This window comes from Kushneria konosiri, from assembly GCF_002155145.1.
GTDB lineage: Bacteria > Pseudomonadota > Gammaproteobacteria > Pseudomonadales > Halomonadaceae > Kushneria > Kushneria konosiri.
Genome location: NZ_CP021323.1, coordinates 1,079,401 through 1,092,765, shown reverse-complemented (window position 1 = coordinate 1,092,765; position 13,365 = coordinate 1,079,401). Strand labels below are relative to the sequence as shown.

Annotated in this window: 13 protein-coding genes; 9 read left to right on the top strand and 4 right to left on the bottom strand. The window is 60.6% G+C overall.

Annotation, left to right across the window (positions count from 1 at the left end; translation table 11 throughout):
* Position 1: 1 nt before the first annotated feature.
* Both B9G99_RS05115 and B9G99_RS05110 read right to left on the bottom strand, forming a co-directional pair.
* Positions 2-649 (bottom strand): LysE family translocator, encoded by a 648-nt coding sequence (locus tag B9G99_RS05115; RefSeq protein WP_086621037.1) that lies wholly within the window; start codon positions 647-649, stop codon positions 2-4.
* Positions 650-685: 36 nt separating this feature from the next.
* Complete coding sequence (locus B9G99_RS05110) at positions 686-1,336, bottom strand: glutathione S-transferase family protein (RefSeq protein WP_086621036.1); 651 nt, start codon at positions 1,334-1,336, stop codon at positions 686-688.
* A 64-nt stretch (positions 1,337-1,400) separates the two neighbouring features.
* Between B9G99_RS05110 and B9G99_RS05105 the strand changes: the two genes are divergently transcribed.
* Complete coding sequence (locus B9G99_RS05105) at positions 1,401-1,859, top strand: GNAT family N-acetyltransferase (RefSeq protein ID WP_086621035.1); 459 nt, start codon at positions 1,401-1,403, stop codon at positions 1,857-1,859.
* 120 nt (positions 1,860-1,979) lie between these two features.
* Positions 1,980-2,516, top strand: coding sequence for a lactoylglutathione lyase (gene gloA / locus B9G99_RS05100; protein WP_086621034.1), 537 nt, complete (start codon positions 1,980-1,982; stop codon positions 2,514-2,516).
* Positions 2,517-2,544: 28 nt separating this feature from the next.
* Here gloA and B9G99_RS05095 read toward each other — a convergent pair whose 3' ends face one another.
* Positions 2,545-3,951: a mechanosensitive ion channel family protein gene (locus tag B9G99_RS05095; protein ID WP_086621033.1), complete on the bottom strand. Its 1,407-nt coding sequence runs from the start codon at positions 3,949-3,951 to the stop codon at positions 2,545-2,547.
* 144 nt (positions 3,952-4,095) lie between these two features.
* Here B9G99_RS05095 and B9G99_RS05090 point away from each other — a divergent pair, with 144 nt between their 5' ends.
* The 6 genes from B9G99_RS05090 (at position 4,096) to B9G99_RS05065 (ending at position 11,633) form a co-directional block, all read left to right on the top strand.
* Positions 4,096-4,944: an IclR family transcriptional regulator gene (locus B9G99_RS05090; protein WP_086621032.1), complete on the top strand. Its 849-nt coding sequence runs from the start codon at positions 4,096-4,098 to the stop codon at positions 4,942-4,944.
* Positions 4,937-5,905, top strand: coding sequence for a 2-dehydro-3-deoxygalactonokinase (locus tag B9G99_RS05085; protein WP_086621031.1), 969 nt, complete (start codon positions 4,937-4,939; stop codon positions 5,903-5,905). Before B9G99_RS05090 ends, B9G99_RS05085 begins: the two co-directional genes overlap by 8 nt.
* Positions 5,906-5,941: 36 nt before the next feature.
* Entirely contained in the window at positions 5,942-6,565 is a 624-nt protein-coding gene (locus B9G99_RS05080; RefSeq protein WP_086621030.1) for a 2-dehydro-3-deoxy-6-phosphogalactonate aldolase, read from the top strand.
* A 58-nt stretch (positions 6,566-6,623) separates the two neighbouring features.
* Complete coding sequence (dgoD, locus tag B9G99_RS05075; protein ID WP_086621029.1) at positions 6,624-7,772, top strand: galactonate dehydratase; 1,149 nt, start codon at positions 6,624-6,626, stop codon at positions 7,770-7,772.
* 245 nt (positions 7,773-8,017) lie between these two features.
* On the top strand, positions 8,018-9,184 hold the full coding sequence (locus B9G99_RS05070; RefSeq protein ID WP_086621028.1) for a nucleotide sugar dehydrogenase: 1,167 nt from the start codon (positions 8,018-8,020) through the stop codon (positions 9,182-9,184).
* A 235-nt stretch (positions 9,185-9,419) separates the two neighbouring features.
* Positions 9,420-11,633, top strand: coding sequence for a TonB-dependent receptor (locus tag B9G99_RS05065; protein ID WP_227875937.1), 2,214 nt, complete (start codon positions 9,420-9,422; stop codon positions 11,631-11,633).
* 73 nt (positions 11,634-11,706) lie between these two features.
* Here B9G99_RS05065 and B9G99_RS05060 read toward each other — a convergent pair whose 3' ends face one another.
* Positions 11,707-12,600, bottom strand: coding sequence for a LysR family transcriptional regulator (locus tag B9G99_RS05060; protein WP_086621026.1), 894 nt, complete (start codon positions 12,598-12,600; stop codon positions 11,707-11,709).
* A gap of 140 nt (positions 12,601-12,740) precedes the next feature.
* On the opposite strand from B9G99_RS05060, the gene B9G99_RS05055 reads away from it, so the two are divergent.
* Positions 12,741-13,331 (top strand): NAD(P)H-dependent oxidoreductase, encoded by a 591-nt coding sequence (locus B9G99_RS05055; RefSeq protein WP_086621025.1) that lies wholly within the window; start codon positions 12,741-12,743, stop codon positions 13,329-13,331.
* Positions 13,332-13,365: the final 34 nt, after the last annotated feature.

The window sequence follows — 13,365 nt, the reverse complement described above, 5'->3', positions numbered from 1 at the left end:
TTTATGTCAGAGAAGGCGTTCGCGTTAGCGCCAGTCGAACGCCTAATGCCACAAACATGATGCCGACGCTGCGCTCAAGCCACGCCTTGAGTCTGGCACCGGGGCGCAGGCGCTGCCCACCCAGGGTGACAGCGGCGATCAGGACAGCGCTCCAAAGGGTGCCCACGACATCAAAGATCAGGCCCAGGGTCAGAAAGGCAAGCGGTTTGAGCGTCGATGCCGGGTCAATGAACTGCGGCATGAAGGCCATGAAAAACAGCGCTACCTTGGGGTTGAGCACGTTGGTCAGAAAGCCCTGACGAAACAGCGTGCGCAGGCGGGTCTCGCTGATGCGGAGTGCAGGTGTCTGTGGCGTTGAATGGTGACGCTTGAGAAGCGCCGATAAGCCCAGCCAGATCAGATAGAGCGCCCCGACCCATTTCACCACCGTGAACGCCATCGCAGAGGTGGCCAGAATGGCCGAGAGCCCAAGAACTGCGGCAAATACATGCACCAGTGTGCCGGTACTGATGCCCAGCGCCGTCACCGCGCCCTGCTGCCATCGGCCTGCGGCGGTACGCGCCACGATCAAAAGCGAGTCCGGCCCCGGCGTCATGTTCAGGATCAGGCCCGAGAGCATGAAAATGGCAAGATCATGGATGCCCAGCATGAAATGTCTCCGGCAGTGATCAAAAAACGTCTTTTTCTAATAGGCCAGACGGCCCTTCAATTCGCTGAATGGTCGCATGACCTGTTGTTGATAGGCGGTTCTTGCCTGCAGCTGCTGATACCAGCGTCGAACATGGGGCAGCTCGGGTCGTGAAATACCGTCCATTTCGAAGTAGCGATACAGCGTCGTACCGGCGGGTATATCGGCCAGCCCCAGCGTTTCACCGCTGAGCCAGGGTTGATGACGCAACTGATCATCAAGGCGCTGATAAAGCTGATCGCAACGCTTTAGCGCCCTTGAAATGGCCGTCTGATCACGCTGCGCGTCCGGCGTTCGGTAATACCCCCAGAAGATACCGCCAAAAAAGGCCGGTTCCAGTTCTGACAGCGACCAGTCGACCCAGCGGTCGATCAAAGACTGTGCGGCCGGCGTATCACGCTGAAACTCCTCATTGCCGTACTGCGCCGCCAGGTAGCGAAGAATGGCATGGGTTTCCCAGATGCTGATGGTTCCATCCGCGATGACCGGGATACGCCCACCCGGATTCATGGCCAGAAATTCAGGGCGATCCAGTCCTCCATGTTCGCCGCCGACAGGAATGTGCTGGTAATCGAGCAAGAGTTCGTCGGCCAGCCACAGCACTTTCTGCACGTTGTAGGAACTGGTCCGCCCATAAATTCTCAGCATTCTGCTTTTTCCTTTTTGTACACTCGATACTCGAAAAACAACGCGACAGGCAGGAGAAGCCGGCATGTCCCTGGAGTTTCGCTGGTCAAAATTTGATGCGCTCAGCACGCGCGAGTTTTACGAGATCGTGACCGCGCGCGAAGCGGTCTTTGTGGTGGAACAGCAGTGCGCTTATCAGGAAGTGGATGCGCTTGATCCGCTGGCCTGGCATTTGCTGGCAACCGTGAACGATCAGTTGGCCGCCTATGTCCGCCTTGTCGGGCCTGGCGACAAGTTCGCCGAGCCCTCGATTGGTCGGGTGATGACGCTCAAGGCCTTTCGCGGGCACCAATATGGCCGGGCGCTGATGAGTGAAGCGATTCGTTTCACCGAGGAAATCTATCCGGGCCTGGGCATCAGGATTGGCGCGCAGGTCTACCTGACAACCTTCTACTCATCCTTTGGATTTGTCGCCGTCAGCGAACCTTACGAGGAAGATGGCATACCCCATATTGATATGCACAGGCCCGCCGTGACGCAATAAGGACCGCGCCATTTCTGAATCAGCAGCATTGCCTGCTCTCCGGCCAAAAATGCGCTCGTCCGTGGCAGGGAAGCCCGGCATGGTCGACACTGGCACCCACACGTTTTAAAGGAGAGACATATGACCACCTTTACCGAGAAGGCCCCGGGTGTGGCCGAGGAAATTCCGACCGCTGCGGCGGGCTTTACGCTCAACCACTCGATGGTGCGCATCAAGGACCCGGAGCGTGCCCTGCATTTTTATACCCACGTGTTCGGCATGCGCCTGCTGCGCAAGCTCGAGTTTCCCGAGATGCAATTCACGCTCTATTTTCTGACTCAGCTTTCTCCGGAAGACAGCGTGCCGGAAGACCCGGATGAGCGCACGATCTGGACCTTCAGCCAGCGCGGGCTTTTGGAGCTGACCCACAACTGGGGCACCGAGGACGATCCGGAGTTTGCCTATCACAATGGCAATTCGGACCCGCAGGGCTATGGCCACATCTGTTTCAACGTACCCAATCTGGACAGCGCCGAGACCTGGTTCGAGGACATGGGGGTCGAGTTCATCAAGCGTGCCAATGATGGGAAGATGAAAAACGTGGTGTTCGTAAAGGACCCGGACGGCTACTGGATCGAGGTGATTCAGGCCGATCTGATGGCCGGCGCCGGGCAGTAGTACCCGAGGCGACCTCGGGTTCGGTTGATCAGTTGGGGGCCGGGCCGTTCGGTGTCCGGTCCTCGCCCGCTACGTCTTCCGGCGCCTGGGTCAGCGTGGTTTCCCCGGTCGGCGCAGGGCTGGCTTCCTGCTCGCCGTGCAGGCTGTTGCGATCCGGCATCATCACTCTCATGCGCGGGAAAGCGTCCGGATATTCCCGGGCGATGAAGCGGATCAGCCCCTCACGCATCTCGCAGCGCAGATCGAACGTGTCGCCACCACCGCGGGCACTGACCAGCACGCGCAACTGCATGTTGTATTCGGTCATCTCCAGCAGCTGCACCTTGCATACCACGCCGCTCCACAGCGGCGAATTCTGCGCGATGCGGGTGGCTTCTTCCTGCAGCGCATCCAGCGGCAGCGAGAAATCGGCATACAGAAAAACGCTGCCGATCAGGTCGTTGGTCCTTCGCGTCCAGTTCTCGAACGGATTGTCGAGAAACCAGTTGATCGGCAGCACCAGCCGTCGCCAGTCCCAGAGCCTGACCACCACGTAGGTCAGCGTCAGCTCCTCGATCCAGCCCCATTCGCCCTGAACCACTACCGCGTCATCAAGCTGAATGGGCTGAGTCAGCGCAATCTGTATCCCGGCCAGCAGGTTGCCGAAGATTTTCTGCGCAGCGAAACCCAGGATCACCCCCATGATGCCGGCCGAGGCGAGAATGCTGGTACCGAGCTGGCGCACCTTGTCAAAGAGCATCAGTATCGAGGCCAGCGCCACCAGCACGATGAGAAAGTTGACGATCTTGCGCAGTACGGCGATCTGGGTGTGCACCTTGCGCGCGGCCAGATTGTCGGCCACATCGACACGGTAGTGTTCACGCAGGGCCCGCTCAACGATATTGACCCCGTGCACCAGAATGCCGGCGATACTCGTGATCAGCAGCATGCTGAGGAGGTTGTGAATGGCAAGATCGAAGCGCTCGGAGGTGACAAAAAGCGGAAACAGCGAGAAGAGCAGAAAGATGGGAAAGAGTGCCGCCGCGGCCCGAGCCAGAAAGGGCGCCAGAAAACGTTCGAAGTACCCCTGGCGGGTGTCCGACCAGCGGTCCATGACCGCAATCACGCGCCGCGAAACCCGCACAAACAGCCAGAACCCCAGAAACACACCCACCACATTGGCCAGCGTCATGATCGTGGACTGCCAGCCCAGCGCATCGGGGATCAGATAGTAAAGCGCCACCATGACGCCATAGCACCAGACCAGACACACCAGCGGCGGATGCACGGCAAGGGCGGCGACGTTGAGCAGGTGAAAGCGCCCGTTTGCCAGCCCGCGCAGGCGAAGATGGATCACCTTCAAAAGACCGTGCAGGGCCGCGGCGACGGCAATGGCCATCACCGCCAGGCTCCAGTGGGGAAGGGTGGCAAGCCAGGCCATCAGCGGATCATGCATGATCAAATCCCGTTGCAGTTGGATACCAGGGCTCCTGTGACCTTAGTACAGGATCGAGACCTTCGTATCACAAGCCTGATCCCATAATATGGGATTTACGTTCGCATATTGGGATATGGCCGATTCAGGCGTACACTCAGGCTCATGACAACCTCTCTTTCTACCCGGCCGGCCGGCGCGCAGGCCCTGATGCGCGGGCTGGCGGTGCTTGATGCCGTCGCGGAGGGGCATCACGACCTGGCCGCCATCGGCGAGCGTATCCAGTGCACGCGCAGCACCACACATCGACTGGTGTCGGCGCTGATGCATGCCGGCTATCTGCGCCAGGATGCCCATGGCTATCAGCTTGGCATCAAGCTGGCCACGCTCGGCACCCGCGCCCGCGAGCAGATGCCGCTGGTGACGCTGGCCCGTCCGATCATCGAGGCGCTGGCCCGCGATTGCGGCGACAGCGTGCACCTGGGAATTCGCGACGGCGACGACGTGGTCTATCTCGACAAGATTCGCGGCTCGCGCGGGCTGGAGATGCGCTCGCGTCCCGGGCTTCGCCTGCCGCTGGCGCTGACCGGTGTCGGCCGGGCGCTGATGCTCGATCTCGATGAGACCCAGTGGCAGCGGCTTTACACGCTCGCCCGTGATCACCAGACACGCCAGAACGAGGCGCCGGTGGCCGGGCTTGCGCCACTGGTGCCGCCGGCCTGGCCCGAGTACCGAACGCGGCTGCTTGATTATCAAGGCACGGGCATCGTGCTGGATCTTGAGGACAACGAGCGTGGCATTCGCTGCGTGGCCGCGCCGGTGCGCGACGCACGTGGCACGATCGTCGCCGCGATCAGCATTGCCAGCGCCACACCCTGGATGTCGGATGAGCGTCTGACCGAGCTGGCTCCCAGGGTCCGCGATGCTGCCGCGCAGCTCTCGAACCGGATCGCCCGGCCCGGCATTCACCCTGACTCTTCCCTTTCTTTATCCGCGGGAGCCTTTCATGACTGACACCTCTGCGCGCCTGATCGCGCTCGACTGGGGGACTTCCACGCTGCGTGCCTGGCTGCTCGATGAACGCGGGCAGATTCTGGATCAGCGTCACGAGCCCTGGGGCATCCTGCAGACACCGGAAGGCGACTTTGCCCGGGCCTATCAGACCGTGGTCGGGCCCTGGCGCGAGACGCATCCAGAGCTTCCGGCGCTGGCCTGCGGCATGATCGGCAGCCGCGGCGGCTGGCAGGAAGTGCCCTATGTGGCCGCCCCCGTCGATGCCGGTGCCATCGCCAACGGGCTGATCGAGATCGAGACCGGCATTGACCGACTCTCGCTGGTGCCGGGGGTCATGCAGCATAGCGACGCCACCACCGGTGCGCTGCCCAACGTCATGCGTGGCGAGGAGACCCAGTTGATTGGCGTGATGGCGCATCAGCCGGAACTGGCACAGGCCTCGCTGCTGGTGATGCCCGGCACCCACAGCAAGTGGGCGCGAATCGAGCATGAACGTCTGACGGGCTTTACCACCCACATGACCGGTGAGCTCTACGCGGTGCTGCGCGAGCATTCGATTCTGGGGCGTCCGGCGCGCGAGTGTCAGGAAGACGCCAGCCAGGCGGCAAGCCTTGCGGCCTTTGATGAAGGGCTTGCCAACGCCCGTGACGCTGGAAGCGCCGGACTTTCCGGGCAGCTTTTCAGCGTGCGCAGCCGCGTACTGGCCGATGAGCTCTCGCCCGCGGCGAGTCTGGCCTATCTCTCCGGGCTCTTGATCGGTGAAGAAGTCCGCAGCGCGACCGTGGCACTGGAGGCGCAGTCCCGTTTGAAGCTTGCCCTGATCGGTGATGATGCCCTGTGTCAGCGCTATACCCGGGCGCTGTCGTATTTTGACTACGCCGACGTTCAGACCATCAGTGATGCCAGCATCAGCGGATTGATGACCATTGCCCGTCATGCCGGCCTGATCGAGCCCGTCTGAAGATTCTGACGCTTTATGCTTACAAAGGAGCAGACCATGTTGAATGAGCACCTGCAGACCCTGCCGCTCATCGCGATTTTACGCGGCGTCACGCAACACGAGATCGAGCCCATCGGTCAGGCGCTTTATGACGCGGGCTTTCGCATCATGGAAGTGCCGCTCAACTCGCCCGAACCGCTGGAGAGCATCGTGCGGCTGGATCGGCTTCTGGGTGACAGGTGCCTGATCGGTGCCGGCACGGTCACTCGTGTTCAGCAGGTGCGTGACGTGGCGCATGCCGGCGGCAAGCTGATCGTCTCGCCCCACGGCGACCCGCGCGTCGTTCAGTCTACCAAGGCCGCAGGGCTGGTCAGTGCGCCGGGCGTGGCCACGCCGACCGAGGCCTTTGCCGCGCTCAATGCCGGCGCCGATGTGCTCAAGATGTTCCCGGCCGAGCAACTGGGGCCGAAGGTCATCAAGGCCTGGCGGGCCGTGTTGCCCCCTGAAGTAGCGCTGTTGCCGGTCGGGGGCATTACGCCTGACAACATGCAGGCATTCGTTGATGCCGGTGCCGGCGGCTTCGGGCTGGGCTCGGCGCTCTACAAGCCCGGCATGAGTGCGGAAGAGGTGGGCCGTAACGCCCGCGCCTTCGCAGATGCGTGGCAGGCGCTCAAGCGCTGATCCGACACGAATGACTTCCTTCTGACCCACTCAAGACCGGAAACTGCCGAGTACTGTCATGAAAATTACCCGACTGGAAACCTTCATTGTGCCGCCGCGCTGGTGCTTTCTGAAAATCGAGACCGACGAGGGGTTTGTCGGCTGGGGCGAGCCGGTGGTCGAAGGTCGCGCTCACACCGTGGCGGCCGCGGTGGAGGAGCTCGCCGACTATCTGATCGGCAAGGACCCGCGCCATATCGAGGATCACTGGACGGTGATGTATCGCGGCGGCTTCTATCGCGGCGGCGCCATCCACATGAGCGCACTGGCCGGGATCGATCAGGCGCTGTGGGACATCAAGGGCAAGGTGCTGGGTGTGCCGGCCCATGAGCTTCTGGGCGGGGCCGTGCGTGATCGCATTCGCGTCTACTCCTGGATCGGGGGGGATCGCCCGGGCGATACCGCGCGCATGGCGAAAGAGCGCATGGACGACGGCTTCACGGCCATCAAGATGAACGCCAGTGAAGAGATGCAGTTCATCGACACCTTCGACAAGGTCGATGGGGTCATTGCCAACGTGGCGGCGATTCGGGATGCGGTCGGTCCGAACTTCGGTATCGGCGTGGATTTTCACGGCCGCGTGCACAAGCCGATGGCCAAGGTGCTGATGAAGGAGCTCGAGCCCTATCGACTGATGTTCGTCGAAGAGCCGGTACTCAGTGAAAACGCCGAGGCGTTGAAGGAGATCGCGCCGCTGTCGAACATCCCGATTGCGCTGGGTGAGCGGCTTTTCTCGCGCTGGGACTTCAAGCAGATTCTGGCCGGGGGGTACGTCGATATCATTCAGCCCGACCCGTCCCACTCCGGCGGCATCACCGAGACGCGCAAGATCGCCAACATGGCCGAGGCCTACGATGTGGCGCTCGCCCTGCACTGCCCGCTGGGCCCGATCGCACTCGCCGCCAACCTGCAGCTTGATGCCAACTGCTATAACGCCTTCATCCAGGAACAGAGCTTGGGCATTCACTACAACCAGGGCAATGACCTGCTGGATTACGTCAAAAATCCGGAAGTGTTTGCCTATGAGGACGGCTACGTCAAAATCCCGCAGGGGCCGGGGCTGGGCGTCGAGGTCAACGAGGGTTACGTGCGCGAGCGCGCCGGGATCGGCCATCGCTGGCGCAATCCCATCTGGCGCCACAAGGACGGCAGCTTTGCCGAATGGTAGGCCGTGTTGACTGATCACGGATACGAAAGCGCGTTACCATGGGGCCAGCCTTGCGCTGGCCCTGCGCTTTGACCGGCGTTGTACAGGGATGAAAAGTAGCGTTTGTGCCAAGCGATTCTCCGGGCGGGTCGAGTATGATGGTGGGTAGCAGTCACGACACGGTCCCGTGAGGGCGCTGTCATCGGAATGGCCAAAGGGTCCGGTGAAGGTCGGTAAAGCACATTTTTGACGAAAGGACAGTTCAAGTGAAAATTGCAGTTGCAGGCACAGGCTATGTGGGCCTTTCCAACGCCATGCTGCTGGCGCAGCATCATGAAGTGGTCGCGGTCGATATCGTGCCCGAGAAGGTCGAGCGCCTGAATCAGGGGCAGTCGCCCATCGAGGATGCGGAAATCTCGGATTTTCTGGCCAATCGTGCGCTGAATTTCACTGCCACACTGGACAAGGAAGCGGCTTATCGCGATGCGGCGTTTGTCATTATCGCCACGCCCACCGATTACGACCCCCAGACCAACTACTTCAACACCAAAAGCGTTGAGTCGGTCATCGATGACGTCATGGCGATCAATCCCGACGCCGTGATGGTGATCAAGTCCACCGTCCCGGTAGGCTATACCCATGATGCGGTCGAGCGTTTCAACACCAAAAACCTGATGTTCTCGCCGGAGTTTCTGCGCGAGGGCAAGGCGCTGTATGACAACCTGCATCCGTCGCGCATCATTGTGGGCGAGCGTTCCGAGCGTGCCGAGCAGTTTGCCAACATGCTGAAAGAGGGCGCAATCAAGCAGGACATCCCCACGCTTTTGGTGGACAGCACCGAAGCCGAGGCGATCAAGCTCTTCTCCAATACGTATCTGGCCATGCGTGTGGCCTATTTCAACGAGCTGGATACCTACGCCGAGACCCACGGTCTCGACGCTCGTCAGATCATCGACGGTGTCGGCCTCGACCCGCGTATCGGTAACCACTACAACAATCCGAGCTTTGGCTATGGCGGTTACTGCCTGCCCAAGGACACCCGTCAGCTGCTGGCCAACTATCAGAACGTGCCCAACAATCTGATCCAGGCCATCGTTGAAGCCAACCGCACCCGCAAGGACTTCGTGGCCGAGGCGATCCTGCGTCGCCAGCCGAAGGTCGTTGGCGTCTATCGTCTGGTGATGAAAAGCGGCTCCGACAACTTCCGCGCCAGCGCCATGCAGGGCGTGATGAAGCGCATCAAGGCCAAGGGCGTTGAAGTCATCGTCTATGAACCGAGCCTTGCGGAAGATGAGTTTTTCAACTCCAGAGTGATCAAGGACTTCGAGGCCTTCAAGGCCGAGGCCGATGTGATTGTGGCCAACCGCATGATGCCCGAGCTCAAGGATGTGCAGGACAAGGTCTATACCCGCGATCTGTTCAATATCGACTGATCCTGTCTCTACCAGCGCCTGCTCTCAAAACCATCCTTCGGGATGGTTTTTTTGTGTCTGCTTAAGTGAATGCCTGTTGCGTTCGATATGCGAACAGTTTTCAAATGCACTTTATTAACACCGGTATCCTTGTCGCAGTAAAGTCGATGACCAGGGACACCGGTGGCAGGAGACGGCTGACGCATTACCTCGTTGTCACCGGCGACGGGCACCAACAATGAAAGGGTTCAGAGCAATGATAAGGGAACAGGAGGCCGGACGACGGCTGATGTATGCCGTCGCAGGCGTTGTTGTGGGCAGCATGGCTGCACCGAGTGCAACGTACGCGGCCGGGCAGGATGGCAGTCTTGAGACCATCACAGTGACCAGTACGGCGCTTGAGACGGCAGGTAACACGCCGCCGCCGGCCTATGCCGGAGGGCAGGTGGCTCAGGGCGGGCGACTTGGCATCCTGGGCGAGCAGGACGCGATGAACGTGCCGTTCAACGTCATCAGCTATACCGATGAGCTGATCGAGAACCAGCAGGCCGATACCATCGGTGACGTGCTGCAAAACGACGCCTCGGTCGCGGTCGGCACGGGCTTTGGCAACTATTCTGAATCCTTCAAGGTTCGCGGTTTCAATCTCTACAACGACGACATCTCCTTTGGCGGTCTCTATGGCGTGCTGCCGCGTCAGATCGTTGCCAGCGATATTGCCCGTCGCGTGGAGCTTTTCAAGGGCGCCAGCGCCTTTGCCAACGGCGTCCCGGCCGGCGGTACCGGCGTGGGCGGGTCGGTCAATATCGAGCCCAGACGCGCCACCGATACGCCCATCAACCGACTGTCGACCGGCTATACCAGCGATGGCCATATCGACTCCGGTGTGGATGTCGGGCGCCGCTTTGGCGAGGCCAACGAATTCGGTGCCCGGCTGGTGCTCAAGCGCGGACGCGGCGATACGGCCATTGATGATGCCGAGCGTGAAAATACTCTGGCGCTTCTGGGACTGGATTATGACGGCGGCGATGATCGACTCTCGTTCGATCTGGGCCATCAGAAAACCGTGATCGACGGCGATCGGCTCAACCTGAACCTGGGCAGCTATACCGGCAATTCGGTGCCCGACGTGCCGGACGCCGATGCCAACTATGTACCGGGCTGGAACCGTTCCAGCCTTGAAACCACCTTCGCCATGGTGCGCGGCGAGCATGACTTCAACGACGACTGGACCGGCTATGCGGCGCTGGGCGGCAATCGGACCCATGAAAGAACCCTGTCCGGCAGCGTCAGCCTGGCCGATGAAGAGGGTAACGGCACCGTGTCACAGCTGGATACGGCCTATCAGTCGGAATCGCTGGCCAGCCAGATCGGGCTGCGCGGCGAGCTCGATACCGGGCCGGTCTCGCATCAGCTCAATCTGGGCTACTCCAGCGTCTATTCGCGCAAGGATGTGGCTTATGAGGGCAATTTCGCGGGTACCGCGACCAATCTTTACGATCCTGCTGATATAGCGCTTCTGGACTCGCCGTTTGTGAGCGGTAATCTGAATGATCCCAACACCACCGGCCGGGTCTATAACAACGGTGTTTCACTCTCCGATACGCTGGGCTTTATCGATGACCGACTGCTGCTGACGCTGGGCGTGCGTTATCAGGAAATCGAGGTCAACAATTACGGCGCTGCTGACGGCGTGCTGACTGACCGCTTTGCAGAGTCGCGCGTGACGCCGGTTTATGGACTGCTCTACAAGGCGACCGACAATATCTCGCTGTACGCCAATCATATCGAAGCGCTGCAGGCCGGCGAGTCGGCGCCCTTTACCAGTGGGGGGAATACGGTCACCAACGCCGGTGACGTGCTGGGCATTGTCCGCTCCAAACAGGATGAGGTGGGGGCAAAGTTTGATTACGGCTCGATCGGCGGCGGTATCGCGCTGTTCCAGATCGAACAGCCTCAGGTCAGCATCGAAACCAATGCCGATGGCAGTCAGACCGCCGGCTATAACGGCGAGCAGCGCAATCGCGGACTCGAGGCCAGTCTGTACGGCGAACCTCTGGAAGGTGTGCGTCTGCTCGCCAGCGCGACCTGGCTGGACCCCGAACTGCGTGACACGACTGACGGCGCCAGTGATGGCAATGATGCGCCGGGCGTGGCGGGCCATCGTTACGTGCTGGGCGGCGAGTGGGACCTGCCCGATGTACAGAATCTGACCGCGACCGGGCGCGTGATCCGCACCGGTTCGCAGTACGTGGACGAGGCCAACAATCTGAAGGTAGATCCATGGACGCGGCTGGACCTGGGGCTTCGCTATACCATGCCGTTCAACGAAGGCAGCCTGATCTGGCGCGCCGATGTCGAAAACGTTACCGACGAAGAGTACTGGGCATCGGCGGCCACAACAGGATCGCAGACGCTGCTACAGGGTGAGCCGCGTACCTTCAAGCTCTCGGCGACGCTGGATTTCTAATCCCCGGGACGATCGCATGACTTCTCTTTGCCGGCCTTTCGAGGCCGGTTTTTTCATGCCCGGCAGCCAATGGCTACAGTCGATCGTCGAGTCGCTCGGACAAAAAGTCGAGAAAGAGGCGAATGCGACGGGAGAGCGTCGTATTACGGTAGTAGACCGCTTGAATACTCTGGTGACGTTCGAGTTGCCTGGCAGTGAGGACCTCGACGAGTCGACCCTGCTCAATGTCCTGACGGGTCATGAAATCTGCCAGACACACGATTCCCTGACCGTTCAGGGCCAGAGCGCGCAGGGTATCGCCACTGGAAGCCGACAGCGCAGGCGTGATGTCCAGCTCTTCGCCGTGGGCATCATGCAGTGGCCAGCGGTTGAGATGTGGCAACTGGCTGAAGCCCATCAGAGTGTGATGGGACAGTTCATCGACCGTCTCGGGATGACCCTGCCGGGCCAGGTAGTCCGGGCTGGCCAAAAGACGCAGGCGGCTGACGCCCAGGGGGCGGGCATGCAGGGAAGAGTCCTGGAGCGTGCCGATACGAATGGCCAGATCGGTGCGATGCTCGAGCAGGTCGATGATGCGGTCGTTGGTGTCCAGTTCCAGCGTAATACCGGGCCAGGTCCGTCGAAATTCACCGATCAGGGGAATAATGACATGGCGCATGAAGGAGGGTGGGGCGTTGATGCGAAGCCGCCCGGCCGGGCGCTGTCGACCAAGGGCCATGACCTCTTCGGCTTCATCAACGCAGGCCACGATGGTACGGGCATGATGTAAAAAGGTGCGCCCTTCATCACTGAGCTCATGACGGCGGGTGGTACGACGCAGGAGGGTCGTCTCAAGCTTCTGCTCCAGCCGTTGCAGAGCGCGGCTGACCCCGGAGGTGGTCTGACCGAGCTGTTCAGCGGCGGCGGTGATTGAGCCGGTATCGACGACCGCGATAAAGGCGGCCAGTTCTTCCAGGGTCACGTTCATGGCGATGACAGGGCTGTGGCAAAGGATTTGGATTGTTGACTATAGCGCAAGGATGATTCCCGGTTTTTCCCATTTTTCGGGCCTATGGGGCAGGCGACAATACGGACATCGCACTGGATCTCATATGAACGGAGCATGTCATGGGCAGGATTTTATCGATCAACGCGGGCAAGGCGTACGCGCATTCGAAAGGGCAGTTGAACGCCACGCTGCATGAGCTGGCCGTGGGCGAGCTGTCAGAGCTGGGGCATGACGTGGTGACCACCTGCCTTGAGGACGATTATGACGTACAGCAGGAGGTTGAACGGTTTTTGTGGGCCGACGCCATCATTTATCAAATGCCGGGCTGGTGGATGGGCGCACCATGGACCCTCAAACGCTACATCGATGAGGTCTTTACCCACGGCCATGGAAAGCTCTATGCAAGTGATGGGCGCAGTCGCCATGACGCCAGCAAACGCTATGGCAGTGGCGGTCTGTTACAGGGGCGACGCTATATGCTGTCACTGACCTGGAACGCGCCACGGATGGCTTTTGACGATCCCGAAGACTTCTTTGAAGGCCGCGGTGTAGATAACGTCTATTTTCCCTTCCACAAGGCGCAGCAGTTTCTCGGTCTTGAAGCACTGCCGACCTTCCTGGCCACTGATGTCATCAAGAATCCAGAGATCGAGCGCTACCAGAGCGAGTATCGGGCGCACCTGCGTCAGGTGTTCGGTCGGAACGCGTAAGACCGCCCGTCCTTTTTCCCGGCCGGTGCCTCGC